Origin of the sequence: Advenella sp. S44 (assembly GCF_002810445.1) — a bacterium.
Taxonomy (GTDB): Bacteria; Pseudomonadota; Gammaproteobacteria; order Burkholderiales; family Burkholderiaceae_B; genus Advenella.
On record NZ_NEXS01000003.1, the window covers coordinates 1,328,389 to 1,342,755 of the forward strand.

Below are 14,367 nucleotides of genomic sequence, written 5' to 3' on the forward strand. Positions count from 1 at the left end.
ATCAGTATTTTTTTCATTGTGCAAGTTTTTATTGCAAGGCACGCAGGATTTTCTGGCCGGCGCGTCCGTCTGGCGTGAGGCCGAGTCGGTTTTGTTCGGTTTTGATGGCTTCCCGCGTTTTGCTGCCAATCAGGCCATCGGGCTCGCCGATGTCATGCCCGCGGTCCAGCAGCCTTTTCTGCAGGGCGACCCGTTCCGCGCGTGACAGGCCAGGGTCGTCGGTGGGCCACGGCGTTGCGAAAGGGCCTGCGCCACGCAGGCGATCGCTCAGGTGGGCAATGGCCAGGGCATAACTTTCGGCGGCGTTGTAGCCATAGATCACGTCAAAATTGCGAAAAACCAGAAATGCCGGTCCGGCGGCGCCGGCCGGTGTGAGCAGGCCCGCTTTCTGCGTACTCGATACAACAGTATCCAGGGGGCGGCCGTCGACGGTCGTTATGCCGCGCGCAGCCCATGTCGATATGGGCTTTTTATTACGCCTGCCTTCGCCGGCGGTGTTTATGCCGGCTGGCAGCCGTACTTCGAAGCCCCAGGGCTGTCCCGTCTGCCAGCCGCCCTTGGCAAGAAAGTTGGCGGTGGAGGCCAAGGCATCGGCCGAGTTGTCCATCAGATCGCGCCTTCCGTCGCCGTCAAAGTCTACCGCCAGTCGCTCAAACGTTGAAGGCATGAACTGCGTGTGGCCAAAAGCGCCCGCCCAGGAGCCGACCAGACGTTGCGGCTGGATATCGCCCGATTGCAGGATTCTGAGTGTGGCAAAGAATTCTTTCTGAAAATAGGCCTGCCTGCGTCCATAGCAACTGAGCGTACCCAGCGCCTGTACCAAGGGATACTTGCCTTGCGTCTGCCCGAAGTTGCTTTCCACACCCCAGACTGCCACGACGGTCGCCGGATCAACTCCATATTGCGCCGAGACCCGTTGCAGCACCTCACCGTGCCTGGACAAGTTGCTGCGGCCCTCACTGATGCGCTGATCGTCTACGAGCCCAGCCAGGTAGTCCCAGATAGGCTGGCGAAATTCGGGCTGGTAATTGAGTTTTTCCAGAATGCTCATGTCAGGCACGACCCCTTGGGTGAACTGAGCAAACGATTGGGCCGAGATGCCCGCGCGTGCTGCTTGCGGCTGCAGTTTCTGCATGCATGCTGCAAAATCTGCGCTGTTTTGCGCCAGTGTCACGCCGGGTAAGGCCAATGCCAAAACCAAAGTGAGCTTGTGCAAAGGGCGAAGTGAACGGCGGCGCGAACGGCGGGTGGGCATGAAGAGGGCTCCTGATTATGGTCAAATCGTGTAATAGATTGAAGTCAAATTCTAACGTATGTGCAATTTTGTTTGTGATTTCATGTGTTTGCTGAAAAACATGAGTAAAATTGACCGCAGTTCGTTAGAATCAGTACCCGTTATCCTATTCACTCGTTGAGATTGCATTGTATGAAGTTGAAAGTATTGGCAACGGCTCTGGCACTTCTGGCTACTTCGGCCTGCGTATATGCCGACTCTGAAGCGCTGAACCGTATTGAGCGGCTTGAGCAGTCTCAATCCACGCAGCAATTGCTGGTCCAGAACAACGGCGCTTCGACCGATGCGGCAAAGGCGCCGGTCTCGCTGAAAAAACCCGAGAAAAAGGCCCTGGAGCCCACCGTGGACCAGGCCAAGGCGGCTATTATTGTCGCCAATATCCTGACGCGCTTTGAGTATGACAAGAAACCGCTGGACGAAAAAATGTCCCAGGCGGTATTCAAGGAATACCTCAAGATGATGGATCCGGCCAAGTTGTATTTGCTCAAGTCAGATATCGATGAATTTGAGCCAGTGCGCCAGAATATCCACTCAATGCTGATGACCGGCCGCCTGGCGCCGGCATTCGCAATGTTTGAAAAATATCGGGATCGGGTCGAGCAGCGCTTCGATCATGCGCTTGCCTTGCTGGACAAGCCCTTTGACTTTGATGTTGAAGAGACCTTCAATCTGGATCGTAAGAATGCCGAATGGGCAATTTCCGATGATCAGATCAATGACCTGTGGCGCAAGCGTATCAAGAACGATTATTTGCGCCTGAAGCTAGCCGGCAGCAAAGACAGCGTTATTGTCGAAAAGCTCAAGAAGCGCTACATAAACAACCGCAACCAGATCATGCGCATGAATGGCGAAGACGTTGCCGAAATGTTCCTGAATGCCTACGGCAACAGCACCGACCCACATACGTCATATTATAGCCCCAGCTCTGCAAAAAATTTCGATGTGCAGATCAGCCTGTCGGTTGATGGCATCGGCGCCGTATTGCAAAAACGCGATGAGTACGGCCAGATTCGCGAAGTCGTGCCAGGCGGGCCTGCCGCCAAATCGGGCAAGCTCAATCCAGGCGATCGCATTGTGGCTGTAGGCCAGGGCGAGTCCGGGCCAATGGAAGATGTGGTTGACTGGCGCCTGGATGATATTGTCAAACTGATTCGCGGCAAGCGTGGCACCACCGTGCGCATTGAAATTATTCCGGCCGAAAGGGGCATGGAAGGCAAGCACACCACAGTATCCATTGTGCGCCAGAAGGTCACGATGGAGGACCAGGCTGCGCGTTACCGTATTTTTGAAGCGGGCACCGACGGTGCGAAACGTAAAGTCGGTATTATCACCATTCCCAGTTTTTATGAAGACTTTGATGCGAAAGCGCGTGGCGAAACCAGTTACAAAAGCCTGACCCGGGACGTCCGCGTTATTCTTGAAAAACTGGAAAAAGAAGGGGTTGATGGGGTGTTGCTTGACCTGCGCAACAACGGCGGCGGTTCGCTTAGCGAGGCGGCCAATCTGAGTGGTCTGTTCCTGGGTGGCCCCAACCCGATTGTGCAGGTAAGTTCGGCAGAAGGAACGATTTCCAACGTGCGCAGTGCAACAGGGAAAATCGTCTGGAACAAGCCGGTTGGCGTGATGGTCAATCGGATCTCTGCCTCTGCGTCGGAAATTTTTGCGGCGGTCATGCAGGATTATGGTCGTGGCGTGGTCATTGGCGATCCCACCTGGGGTAAGGGTTCCGTGCAAACCATTCGCGGTCTGGACGAGTTTTTGCGTCGGCACGAAGGCGAGGAGCTCGGTTCGCTGAAATGGACGATTCAGAAATTTTTCCGAGTCAATGGCAGCTCGACGCAGGAAAAAGGCGTGGTGCCCGATGTCGTGTTTCCATCAGCCTTTGACCCGAACGAGATGGGTGAATCCAGTTATGAGAACGCCATGCCGTGGAGCAAGATTGAGCCCACCCGGTATAGCGGTTATGACTCGCTGGCAAAGACAATCGGGCCGCTAAAAACCAAGCATGAACAGCGCACGCAGCAATCAGAAAGCTGGAAACTTTTGCTGGACGAGCTGGCATATGCGCGCAAAACCTCCAACAGGAAAGTCATCTCCTTGCGGTATGCCACGCGCCTGCAAGAGCGTGAAAAAATGTCCGAGGAACAGGCTCAGTTCGAAGAACGCCGTAAAAAGTTGGGCGAGTCCGACGTCAATTCGTTCCGGCTTGATGATGGCCTGGCGGCTGGCGAGGGTAACCTGACCCAGGAGCTGGCCGAGGAGAAAAAGCGCAAGGAAAGTCTCGATATTGCGATCAAGGAGGCTGCCAATATTGTGGCCGACCTGGCTAACCGGAAATAGTGCGCCGTCGCGCCAGGATATAACACCGACTAATAGTCCCCAACAGACATATCGCATTTACCCATACGATATGTCTGTTTTGCAATCGAGCAGGCAAATACCCGTGCTGATTTCGTTTACAAAGTTGATGCAGTGTGCACTCCTTGCGGTTACGCTAAGTATCTTTTACACAGGCGTCACCCGTGCCCAGGAGCGATCGGAACGTCCGGCGCTGACCGTGACGGTCCAGCCCGTCCATGCGGGCCAGATGACGCCAGGTTTTGGCGCGACCGGCAATGTTCGCGCCTGGCATGACGCCAGTGTCAGCGCACAGACCAATGGCCTTCGCCTTAAGGCGCTATATGCCGATGTCGGGGACCGAGTCAAAGCAGGCCAGGTTCTGGCCGAGTTCGAAGACACCTCCAGTCGTGGCGACCTGACCCAGGCTCAGGCCCGCTTGCGCCAGGCCCAGGCATCGCTGGATACGGCCAAGCGCAATGCAGACCGCATCCGGAAAATCCGACATAGCGGCGCCATCAGTCAGTCCGAGGTTGACCAGGCGTTGTCTGGCGAAAAGAACGCCATGGCAGATGTGACAGCGGCCCAGGCGGCACTGCAAACGCAAATTCAGCGAACTTCATACACCAAACTGCTCGCGCCATCAGACGGCATTATCTCGATCCGTAATGCCGTGATCGGCGCTGTGGTCAATCCTGGCCAGGAGATATTTCATCTGGTGGTCGACAATCGGCTGGAGTGGCAGGCGCAAGTGAGCGCACGCAATCTTATGCTGGTGCACGAAGGCATGCCAGTCCAGGTGTACCTGCCGGATGGGCGAGGCGTAGCGGGCAGGGTGCGGCAGATCGGGCCCACGCTGGAGGAGCAGACACGCCAGGGCATTGTCTATGTTGACGTTGATCCGGATCCGCAGCTGCGTGCAGGGATGTTCCTGCGCGGCAGATTTGCGCTGGCGCCAAGGCCGGGCCTGAGCGTGCCGCGTCAGGCACTGGTACTGCGCGATGGATTCAATTTCGTCTTTGTCCTGAAGGCAGATAACAAGGTGACGCAAACCAAGGTCACACTTGGCAGCGGCGCCAACAATCAGGTAGAGGTTATCGAGGGCCTGCGCGAAGGCGACCGGGTCGTCACGCAGGGCGCAGCGTTTCTGAACGACCAGGATACCGTCCGGGTCGTGGATCAGGGCGACATGGGGGCCTCGGACTCACCCCGCGGCAACGCTTCGGATAGTTCGCAGGATAGTCAGGCGCAGCCTGGTGCCGATCGCGTCGGGAACTGAGCATGAACGTTTCAGCGTGGTCAATAAAAAATCCGCTGCCAGCCTGCATGCTGTTCGTGCTGTTGACCCTGATGGGGCTGTATGCGTTCCATTCCATGCGGATCCAGAACTTCCCCGATATTGATCTGCCTACCGTGGTTGTCACTACGGTACTGGAAGGGGCAACGCCAAGCCAGCTTGAGAATGACGTTGCCCGCAAGATTGAGGATAACCTGGCAACCGTGCAGGGTATTGATCATGTCTTTAGCACCTTGCAGGACGGGGTCGCCACCATCACCGCGCAATTTGAGCTCGAAAAACCCATACAGGAAGCGGTAGACGAGGTGCGCTCATCGGTGGCATCCGTGCGCAATGAGTTGCCGGCCAATACGCAGGAACCCATTGTGACCAAACTGGATCTGGCAGAGCAGCCGATCCTGGCGTTCACCGTCAGTTCGACTCGTCGCGATGAAACCGATTTGTCCTGGCTGGTGGACAACACGATTGCCCGCAAATTGTTAACCGTTTCCGGCGTCGGCAAGGTCAGCCGGGTTGGCGGGCGTGATCGCCAGGTCCGGGTAGATGTGGATCCTGTGTTGCTGCAGGGATTGGGTGCAACGGTTGCCGACGTTTCAAGGCAGCTTAAATCCGTGCAACAGGAGCAGTCTGGCGGCAAAGCCGAACTGGGCCTGCAGAAGCAGCCCATCCGCACGCTTGGCGCTGTAAAAAGCGCCGCACAGCTTGAAGACCTGCGCATTCCGCTGGCGAACGGAAAAGCCATTACATTGGGCGAAGTGGCCACTGTCCGCGACAGTTTTGCCGATCCGGTCACTGCGGCTTTTCTGGATGGCAAGCCGGTGGTCGCTTTTGAAGTCGCTCGCAGTCGCGGTGCCGGAGAGGTGGATGTCGGGCGCGGCGTGATGCAAGCCCTTGACCAAATTAAGTCGCAGTACCCGGACCTCACATTCAAGACGGCCTTCGATATGGTGGAGCCGGTGCAGGACGAATATGACGGCGCCATGCACATGCTGTATGAGGGTGCGTTGCTGGCGGTATTTGCGGTGTGGCTGTTTCTGCGAGATGTGCGGGCGACGCTGGTGTCGGCGGTCGCGTTGCCGTTGTCCATCATCCCGGCATTTGTCGGCATGTATTTCCTGGGCTTTACGATCAACGGCGTCACCTTGCTTGCCTTGTCCCTGGTTGTCGGCATTCTGGTGGACGATGCGATTGTCGAAGTCGAAAATATTGTGCGCCACCTGCAGTCGGGAAAATCTCCCTATCGTGCGGCGATGGAGGCTGCCGACGAAATCGGTCTGGCGGTCGTGGCCACGACTTTTACTCTGATTGCGGTGTTTCTGCCTACGGCTTTTATGAGCGGCATCGCCGGCAAATTTTTCAAGCAGTTTGGCTGGACGGCCGCGATTGCTGTGTTTGCCTCGCTGGTCGTTGCCCGAATGCTCACGCCAATGATGTGCGCTTACATTCTGAAGCCCAGTAAAAAGGCGCCCAAAGATCCTGGGTGGATGACGTTTTATTTGAAGTGGGTAGACCGCTCTTTGCATCATCGCTGGATCACGGTGTTGATTGCCGGTCTGTTTTTTATCGGTTCGATTGTCGTTATTCCGCTGCTGCCAACCGGATTCATGCCGGCTGACGATATGTCGCAAACTCAGGTCTATGTGGAAATGCAGCCCGGAACACCCTTGACAGAAACCGAGAAAACAGCCGAGCGGGCGCGTCGACTGATTATGGAGAACCCTTCGGTACAATCGGTGTATACCAGTATCGGCGGTGGGGCGGCTGGCGGCGATCCATTCGCCGGCGGACAGACCCAGGAAGAGCGCAAGGCCACGCTGACTGTGCTGTTGAAGCCGCGCGCAGAACGGCCGGTAAAGCAGGAGATTGAAGCGGATATCCGCCAGCGTCTGCAGGTTATTCCCGGCGTGCGTCTCAAGGTGGGCCTGGGCGGATCGGGTGAAAAATATATGCTGGTGCTCTCAAGCGAGCAGCCTGACGTCCTGATGCAGACGGCGCTGGCAGTGGGCCGAGAGTTGCGCACGATAGCGGGGATCGGCAATATTTCCTCGTCCGCCAGCCTGGTGCGCCCGGAAATAGAAGTACATCCGCGGTTTGAGGATGCTGCGCAGCTCGGTGTGACCAGCGCTGCCATGGCCGATACCCTGCGGGTTGCGACAGCCGGCGACTTCGAGGTCTCGCTTTCCAAGCTCAATCTGGACCAGCGCCAGATTCCGATCGTTGTCGCGCTTGAAAAGTGGGCCATTCAGGATCTGGACTTTATCGAGAATCTGCGTGTGCCGGGTGCCAATGGCCCGGTGCCGCTCAGTAGCGTGGCCGATGTGCGTCTGGGCGGAGGGCCGGCGGTTATCAATCGCTATGACCGAGCACGAAATATTACGTTTGAAATTGAACTTTCGGGTGTCGCATTGGGCGACATCGTCAAACAGGTTAAACGGCTGTCTTCCATGAAAACATTGCCGGCGAGTGTATCGGTGATCGATATTGGTGATGCCGAAGTCATGGAAGAATTGTTCGAAAGTTTCGGGCTGGCCATTATTATTGGCATCGTTTGTATTTATATCGTATTGGTCCTGCTGTTCAAGCAGTTTCTCCAGCCTTTGACCATTCTTGCGGCCTTGCCGCTCTCACTGGGCGGCGCCTTCATTGGCTTGTTGCTTGCGCATAAAAGCTTCTCCATGCCGTCGCTGATCGGCCTGATTATGTTGATGGGTATCGCAACCAAGAATTCAATTCTGCTGGTCGAGTATGCCATCCTGGCGATCAAAGAGAAGGGAATGACCCGCCTGGAGGCGCTGCGCGATGCCTGCCATAAGCGTGCCCGTCCCATCTTGATGACAACGCTTGCCATGGGCGCTGGCATGATGCCACTGGCGGTGGGTTGGGGCACGGCCGATCCGGCATTTCGATCTCCCATGGCAATCGCCGTGCTGGGGGGACTGATCACGTCGACATTCCTGAGCCTGCTTATCATTCCTGCTGTGTTTCTGATCGTCGACGATGTGAGTGCGTTTTTTCGGCGTCATACGGGTAAGCTATTCAATGATCCGGAGTGAAGCACGGCGACTGCGGTAGGGGAGCGATCCGGGCAGGAGCACTATGTACCGCCATGGTAGCTGAAGAAGTGCTGAGCAAAAAATGATCTCAGGCACGGATATCGTCGGGCGGGGAGATGGTCGGGCAGGGATACGACCTACCACGGATATGACTGGGCTTGGATATGGTCGAGCATAAATGTGGATCCGCCCAGGTTGCGTCAACAGAGTGAGTCCGTCATGAAAATTGTGCTGTATGGTAAAAGCGGTCAACTGGGCCAGGCATTGTTGCCGGCCATGGCGCGGCTTGGGCGCATAATAGCGCCCGATTTACATTACCGGGCAAGCGGCACAGCCAGCCACTGCGTGATTGATCGGAGTGAGCGGGTGGATTTGCGTGCACCTTCGCCCGTCGATTTTCGCAATCCCGCGCAAGTGTTTGAAAGTACGCTGGCCCTGGCACCCGACGTGATTGTCAATGCAGCGGCGTATACGGCCGTGGATCAGGCCGAACAGGATCGGGCCTGCGCCATGCGTGTCAACGCTGATTCGCCTGCCGCGCTGGCGCACGCCGCAGCACAGTGTGGTGCTTTGCTGATCCATTATTCCAGCGATTACGTTTTTGATGGAATGGGAAGCAAGCCCTGGCTCGAGACCGATATTGCCCGACCCTTGAATGTTTATGGACAGAGCAAGTTGGCTGGAGATCTGGCCATCATGCGCAGCGGCTGCAGGCATCTGATTTTTCGCACCAGTTGGCTATACGCCTGCCAGGGCCGCAGTTTTCTTCAGCAAATGATGCGTCTGGCCCAGACCTGCGACACCTTGCGCGTGGTAAATGATCAGGTCGGCGCGCCCACCAGTGCGGGGCTGCTTGCACAAATTACCGCCGCCGTGATTGATATATACAATTGCAGTTCCGCTACGATGCCAGACGGGCTGTATCATGTGGCGGCTGGCGGTCAAACCAGTTGGTTTGACTATGCTTGCCATATCTTTGCACGAATGCGGGCTAACGGGTGTAATCTGGCGCTTGACCGTGTTGTGCCGGTCAGTACACAGGAATACGGCAGCCCTGTCCGCCGGCCCCTGAACAGCAGGCTGGATACCGGCAAGTTCACTCACGCCTTCGGTGTCTCATTGCCTGGCTGGCAACAGGAGGTTGGCGCGACAGTGGATGCGCTGTGTCAGCGTGTCAATAATGGATCTCCGTAAGGGGGGGTCACTGACCAGTAACGTTGGGTTTGAGGTCATAAAATATCTTGCCCGCGTCTATGAACTTGTAAAGCATGCTCGGAACCGAGACCGCCTGCCCTTGCTCGTTCAACTCATGCATGGCCTGCAGCATCTGTTGCAGTAATGCGATAAACGATGGCACCAGCTCGGCATCCATACTCCAGTACTTGTTCGAAAACTGCAGCGCCAGCGCGCCCGTCGCATTGGCGGCCAGTGTGGCGTTGGGGAACACGTAACGGCCCTTCGCGTTGTCGCTAAAGTGGACGGTATCGGCTGGCGGCGCAAGCAATTGCACACCGGGTGAGATTTTGAATACGCGATTAAATGATTTATACAGATCATGATGCTGACCGACTTGCAAAAACCACATCAGGCACGTCAGCTCGCTGAAAGAGGCAATGGCCTGACTGCTGCGCAATTGTCGGTCCAGCCGCTGGATTTGTTCGTTACCCGAATAACTCATCAGGTAATCCACGTGTTCAATCAGGGCATTATGCTGGGGCTGGGACAGAGGATAGGCAGAATACTCGACCAGCGCGATACGGGATCCGGGCGCATGCGTGTTGATGCTGTAGATGGTGGCCATCAGATTGTCATAGCTTGGGACTGACTGGCCCGACCCGTCTGAGGTATTTGACGAGGCGCTCGCACCGTTGCAGGCAGCCTTGTTGTCATTGTTGGCGGTGTCGCGGCCCGAGATCTCGGTATAAGGGGCATTGGTGGCGCTGGTAATAATGAAAAGCGCGTTTGTGCTAGTATCTGTCATGAGTAAGGGCCCGGGCGCAATTGCCGGAAAATAATGCCAAGTAAACCGGCTATTTTAACAAGTTAAGCGCAGCTGGCGGCCCTAACTGCCACGGCCGGCAAATGTCGCTGCGCTCGGACCTGCCGGTGCCGTTACCTGAAATCTTTTATTATTAGTTATGAACGACAACAGCCTGATTGAAAATCGCGTGCGCCGATGGATTGAAAAAGCCGTCATCGGACTCAATTTATGTCCTTTCGCCAAAAGCGTCTATATGAAAGATCAGGTGCGGATAACGATCTGTGAGGCCCAAAATACGCAGGCGCTGACCGGCGCACTCTACGACGAGTTGCGGTTGCTCGAAGCTACCCCCGCGCAGCAGACAGACACAACGTTGTTGGTTATACCCAACATGTTCGAACAGTTTAGCGACTTTAATGATTACCTGGACATCGCCGATGCGGTACTGGATGAACTGGAGCTTGTCGGAGAAATACAGCTTGCCAGTTTTCATCCTTTATACCAGTTTGCCGACACCGAGCCCGACGATGTGGATAACTACACTAACCGTGCCCCATATCCGATCCTGCATCTTTTGCGCGAAGACAGCCTGGATAAGGCAGCGGCGCAGTATCCCGATGCCAGTGTGATCTTTGAGCGAAATATCGCTGTGGTGCGCGAGCTGGGTCATGACGGATGGTGCCGGCTTTTGCGGGATGAGCAGAAGTAACCCGTTGAAATACAATAGCTTTTATGTTGTCTAACGTATTGCCGCGAGTCTGGGTTTTGTGGTATTATGCAATCTAAGCTGTATATCTGGTTGACTGAATGTTTTCTGGACGCGGGTTCGACTCCCGCCGTCTCCACCAACAGTATATTTGGGTGTGTTTGTTATTTTGCCAGCAAGCCTCGTGCTAAGTGTATTGTTGATGGGGACGCCATGGTTTCGACAGGAAAAGATAGGAAGATCGGCAGCCGGTAGGCGATGACCGTAAATCAAGCAAAACCTTTAAATGCAAATGACGAAAGTTACGCATTAGCAGCCTAATATTGGCTAGCTAGGAGATTTATCCACTTGGCAACAGAACGGATAGAAAAGGGAGCTTCGGCTCCCTTTTTCGCGTGCGTCACATGGAGCGTTCCACGTCCGCGTGTACTGATTTATGTGAATGGCTTCAAACGTGCTGCCCCACACCCACTGTCTCACGCTACGGCCAAACGCTTGCAGCCAAATATCTGCGGCCAAACACCGCTTTGTCCAGTCCCGCGCTCACGCGTTAACGGATTTCGTACAGGTACAGTTCGACACGACGGTTGGTCGCGCGTCCCTGAGCGGTAGTATTACTCATCAGCGGATCAATGGAACCACGACCTTCAAGCTCAATCAGCACGCTTTTGACATCGCGTTCAATCAGGTAATTGACGACAGTGGTCGCGCGCTTGATTGACAATGTCTGGTTGGTGACCGAGTCACCCTGTGAGTCGGAATGCCCTACCACCTTGATACGCAAATAAGGAGACTGCCTAAAGGCCGCGGCGACGGCGTTGAGCACCGGTTTCATTTTGCTATTCAGGCGAGCGCTACCGCCGTTAAACGCAGTTCCCCCTGGCAAAATCACGCGCAGGCTACCATCCCGCACGCGATTGACTTGAATCCCCAGGTTCTGCGTGTCGGATGCCCGGATCAGTCGAATCAGTTCGTTCCAGTTGCCTGGCGAGGTCACGCTGCGCTGTATGACGGGTAATCCACTAGTGTCAACATCAATCCCGCCCCCGGGCTCCTGCACCCCGGCAGGACTCAGAGGCACACAAGCCGTCAGCAGCAATGCGGCTGCGGCAGCAATTGTAGCCCGTGTATACGTGCTTATTTTCATGATTTCCCTATGTGTGCCTGTTCTTTGATTTTTACGACGGCATCCCAGATATCTTCAGGTTCGAGCGCAATCTGATCGGCCTCCCAGGCTTGTACCTCATCGGCGTCGACGCAATACCCGTAAGCGGCGGCAACCGTCGGCATCCCAGCCGCCTTGCCTGCGATAATATCACGCTCATCGTCACCGACATAGATACACGTTTGCGGCGCGACACCCGCCAGTTTGGCGGCATGCAGCAGCGGCGCCGGGTGCGGTTTGGGAAAGGCGGTCGTGTCGCCGCAGACATTGGCCGCACTGCGCTCGGTCAGTTGCAGATAATCGAACATGGGCAGAGAAAGCGCCTCGGCCTTGTTGGTCACGATACCCCAACGCAAGCCGTCGCTTTCCAGCTTTTCGAATAATTGTTCAATGCCTGGGAATAGGGTGGTGTTCCGCGTCATGCAGGCGCGGTAATCTTCCAGGAAACGCAAGCGCGTGGGCTCATAGTCTTGATCTTCCGGAGTCAGCTCAAGTGCAACCCTGAGCAGGCCGCGCGCCCCCTGGGAGGCGACGCAGCGTAGTATTTCATAGGGCAGGGGCGGCATTCCCCGGTACTGGCGTTGCAGATTTGCGGCATGCGCCAGATCCGGCGCGCTATCGGCTAGCGTGCCGTCAAAGTCAAAAAGTACGGTGGTGATCATTTATAGGTCGCCATCAGATAGTTGACCGATGTGTCGTTGTCCAGTGAATAAACATCGGTAATGGGATTGTATTGCATGCCTTTCATGGACATGGGCTCCAGGCCGGCGGCGCGGGCGCTGGCTGCCAGCTCACTAGGACGGATAAAACTGCTGTGCGTATGCGTATTGCGAGGCAGCAGATTCAATATGTACTCGGCGCCGACGATGGCAAACAGAAAAGATTTGATGTTGCGATTGAGCGTGGAAAAGAAAACCAGCCCGCCGGGTTTGACCAGCGCAGAGCAGGCGCGAACAATGGACCCGGGATCGGGCACGTGCTCCAGCATTTCCATGCATGTGACGACATCGTATTTGGCAGGACGCTCGATAGCCATCTGTTCGGCGCTAATGTTCATGTATTCCACCTGCACGCCGCTTTCCAGGCCGTGAAGGCGCGCCACATTCAGTGATTTCTGTGCCAGGTCGATGCCGGTGACGTGGGCGCCTGCAACCGCCATGCTTTCGGCAAGGATGCCGCCGCCGCAGCCTACGTCGATGATCGTCTTGCCATCCAGGCCTCCCGTCAAAGAAGAGATCCATTCCAGGCGCAAGGGATTGATCGCGTGCAGCGGTTTAAATTCGCTGGTCGGATCCCACCACTTGGCAGCAAGGTCACCGAATTTGTCCAGTTCAGCCTGGCTGGCGTTAATGAGCTCGGAAGAGGGCTTGCTGGTCTGTGACATAAGCAGTGGTAAGAGGTTACGCAGTGAGTATATGATAGTCTCATTTTACACCACTGGCCAACAATGAGGCGCCATGCCTGCGCAGTCCGGCCCAGACAACGGCAGCGGAGCGCGTGCAGACGTAAAAAAGGCTCCGTTCGGGAGCCCTTTTTACTGCTACTAGGAGCCTTTCTGCAGGAGACGCTGAAAATTAGCGGCGTGTACCTACGATTTCGATCTCTACGCGACGGTTTTTAGCGCGGCCTTCACGTGTTGAGTTTGAGGCAACAGGTTGAGACTCGCCACGACCAGAAGCGATGATCTGGTCAGCAGGAACACCACGGGAGATCAGGTAGTTCTTGACTGAAGCAGCACGGCGCTCAGACAGTTTCTGGTTGTATGCGTCAGTACCGACGGAATCGGTGTGACCGGTAGCGATCAGTGATTCCAGGTTCAGCTGAGTAACTTGCTGGGCGACTTGATCCAGAATGTTACGGCCTTCTGGTTTGATTGTTGCTTTGTCGAAGTCAAAGAAGGTATCGGCGTTAAAGGTGACTTTGTTGGCGACGACTTCAGGAGCTTGAGGAGCGCCACAACCTTGAGCTGCGGTTGCCGGTGTCCAGAAATTGTCGCGCCAGCAGTGTTCATTCGTGCCGTTCATCCAGACCAGACCGTATGGATTAACCCAGTTATCGACGGTTTGCGCTGATGCTACACCAGACGTTGCGGCTGCAACAACGGCGAATGCCAATGCGAATTTAGAGGGTTTGTTCATGTTTCTCCTCGTTGAGCTTGATAGCTAAAAGTTGACTCGCAGCGAAACCCGCCGCAGATTGAAATTCAGGGTCAGTATAGCAACGCTTGGATATGGATTCAAAGGGTTGCACTAGTTTTCCCTTGTTCGTGGTTCAATCTTAAGCGATTTTTGAAGTCTTTGCCGAGACTAAGTCCTACATTTTTAAGGGAACTTTCCAATATTGTCTCATATGCACCAAATTTGTTGGATTTCAACCACAAACCGTGTTTCAAATTAGCCGCAAAAGCGCGATATTCAAAGCAAGCACCTGAAAGAAATGAAAAATTAAAGCCCAATACTTAAAGTAAAGTCTCAAATACAAAAAGCGGCTATAAATGTTCACGTTACGCGCTTTTGGGTGCGCTATGCGCGGGG

At 55.3% G+C, this 14,367-nt stretch carries 11 protein-coding genes and 1 other RNA gene; 6 read left to right on the forward strand and 6 right to left on the reverse strand.

Going from position 1 to position 14,367, the window contains the following annotated elements:
• Window positions 1-28: 28 nt before the first annotated feature.
• The gene (locus tag CAP48_RS10190) at window positions 29-1,255 is read right to left on the reverse strand and encodes a lytic murein transglycosylase (RefSeq protein WP_100696113.1); all 1,227 of its coding nucleotides are present in this window, start codon (window positions 1,253-1,255) and stop codon (window positions 29-31) included.
• Between the two features lie 171 nt (window positions 1,256-1,426).
• Here CAP48_RS10190 and CAP48_RS10195 point away from each other — a divergent pair, with 171 nt between their 5' ends.
• From CAP48_RS10195 to rfbD, 4 genes are all read left to right on the forward strand, one after another.
• Window positions 1,427-3,634, forward strand: coding sequence for a carboxy terminal-processing peptidase (locus CAP48_RS10195; protein WP_100696115.1), 2,208 nt, complete (start codon window positions 1,427-1,429; stop codon window positions 3,632-3,634).
• 103 nt (window positions 3,635-3,737) lie between these two features.
• Complete coding sequence (locus CAP48_RS10200; RefSeq protein WP_161495232.1) at window positions 3,738-4,910, forward strand: efflux RND transporter periplasmic adaptor subunit; 1,173 nt, start codon at window positions 3,738-3,740, stop codon at window positions 4,908-4,910.
• Window positions 4,911-4,912: 2 nt separating this feature from the next.
• Window positions 4,913-7,981, forward strand: coding sequence for an efflux RND transporter permease subunit (locus CAP48_RS10205; protein ID WP_100696119.1), 3,069 nt, complete (start codon window positions 4,913-4,915; stop codon window positions 7,979-7,981).
• A 219-nt stretch (window positions 7,982-8,200) separates the two neighbouring features.
• Window positions 8,201-9,175 (forward strand): dTDP-4-dehydrorhamnose reductase, encoded by a 975-nt coding sequence (rfbD, locus tag CAP48_RS10210; RefSeq protein WP_100696121.1) that lies wholly within the window; start codon window positions 8,201-8,203, stop codon window positions 9,173-9,175.
• A gap of 7 nt (window positions 9,176-9,182) precedes the next feature.
• Here rfbD and CAP48_RS10215 read toward each other — a convergent pair whose 3' ends face one another.
• Window positions 9,183-9,962 (reverse strand): hypothetical protein, encoded by a 780-nt coding sequence (locus CAP48_RS10215; RefSeq protein ID WP_100696123.1) that lies wholly within the window; start codon window positions 9,960-9,962, stop codon window positions 9,183-9,185.
• A gap of 157 nt (window positions 9,963-10,119) precedes the next feature.
• On the opposite strand from CAP48_RS10215, the gene CAP48_RS10220 reads away from it, so the two are divergent.
• Window positions 10,120-10,671 carry a DUF1415 domain-containing protein gene (locus CAP48_RS10220; protein ID WP_100696125.1) on the forward strand — a complete coding sequence of 184 codons (552 nt, stop codon included), beginning with the start codon at window positions 10,120-10,122 and terminating at the stop codon, window positions 10,669-10,671.
• Between the two features lie 29 nt (window positions 10,672-10,700).
• Window positions 10,701-11,060, forward strand: a transfer-messenger RNA (tmRNA) gene (gene ssrA / locus CAP48_RS10225).
• Window positions 11,061-11,218: 158 nt separating this feature from the next.
• Here ssrA and CAP48_RS10230 read toward each other — a convergent pair.
• From CAP48_RS10230 to ompA, 4 genes are all read right to left on the reverse strand, one after another.
• Window positions 11,219-11,815 (reverse strand): OmpA family protein, encoded by a 597-nt coding sequence (locus CAP48_RS10230; RefSeq protein WP_100696127.1) that lies wholly within the window; start codon window positions 11,813-11,815, stop codon window positions 11,219-11,221.
• Window positions 11,812-12,495: an HAD family hydrolase gene (locus tag CAP48_RS10235; RefSeq protein WP_100696129.1), complete on the reverse strand. Its 684-nt coding sequence runs from the start codon at window positions 12,493-12,495 to the stop codon at window positions 11,812-11,814. Before CAP48_RS10235 ends, CAP48_RS10230 begins: the two co-directional genes overlap by 4 nt.
• Window positions 12,492-13,217: a bifunctional 2-polyprenyl-6-hydroxyphenol methylase/3-demethylubiquinol 3-O-methyltransferase UbiG gene (gene ubiG / locus CAP48_RS10240; RefSeq protein WP_100696131.1), complete on the reverse strand. Its 726-nt coding sequence runs from the start codon at window positions 13,215-13,217 to the stop codon at window positions 12,492-12,494. The genes CAP48_RS10235 and ubiG overlap by 4 nt, the downstream gene beginning before the upstream one ends.
• Before the next feature lie 190 nt (window positions 13,218-13,407).
• Window positions 13,408-13,971, reverse strand: a complete 564-nt coding sequence (gene ompA / locus CAP48_RS10245; protein WP_100696134.1) for an outer membrane protein OmpA — start codon at window positions 13,969-13,971, stop codon at window positions 13,408-13,410.
• Window positions 13,972-14,367 lie beyond the last annotated feature (396 nt).

Bases quoted from the DNA above. Each gene is read 5' to 3' on its own strand.
- CAP48_RS10190 (WP_100696113.1), bottom strand. From the start codon at position 1,255: ATGCCCACCCGCCGTTCGCGCCGCCGTTCACTTCGCCCTTTGCACAAG.
- CAP48_RS10195 (WP_100696115.1), top strand. From the start codon at position 1,427: ATGAAGTTGAAAGTATTGGCAACGGCTCTGGCACTTCTGGCTACTTCG.
- CAP48_RS10205 (WP_100696119.1), top strand. From the start codon at position 4,913: ATGAACGTTTCAGCGTGGTCAATAAAAAATCCGCTGCCAGCCTGCATG.
- rfbD (WP_100696121.1), top strand. From the start codon at position 8,201: ATGAAAATTGTGCTGTATGGTAAAAGCGGTCAACTGGGCCAGGCATTG.
- CAP48_RS10215 (WP_100696123.1), bottom strand. From the start codon at position 9,962: ATGACAGATACTAGCACAAACGCGCTTTTCATTATTACCAGCGCCACC.
- CAP48_RS10220 (WP_100696125.1), top strand. From the start codon at position 10,120: ATGAACGACAACAGCCTGATTGAAAATCGCGTGCGCCGATGGATTGAA.
- CAP48_RS10230 (WP_100696127.1), bottom strand. From the start codon at position 11,815: ATGAAAATAAGCACGTATACACGGGCTACAATTGCTGCCGCAGCCGCA.
- CAP48_RS10235 (WP_100696129.1), bottom strand. From the start codon at position 12,495: ATGATCACCACCGTACTTTTTGACTTTGACGGCACGCTAGCCGATAGC.
- ubiG (WP_100696131.1), bottom strand. From the start codon at position 13,217: ATGTCACAGACCAGCAAGCCCTCTTCCGAGCTCATTAACGCCAGCCAG.
- ompA (WP_100696134.1), bottom strand. From the start codon at position 13,971: ATGAACAAACCCTCTAAATTCGCATTGGCATTCGCCGTTGTTGCAGCC.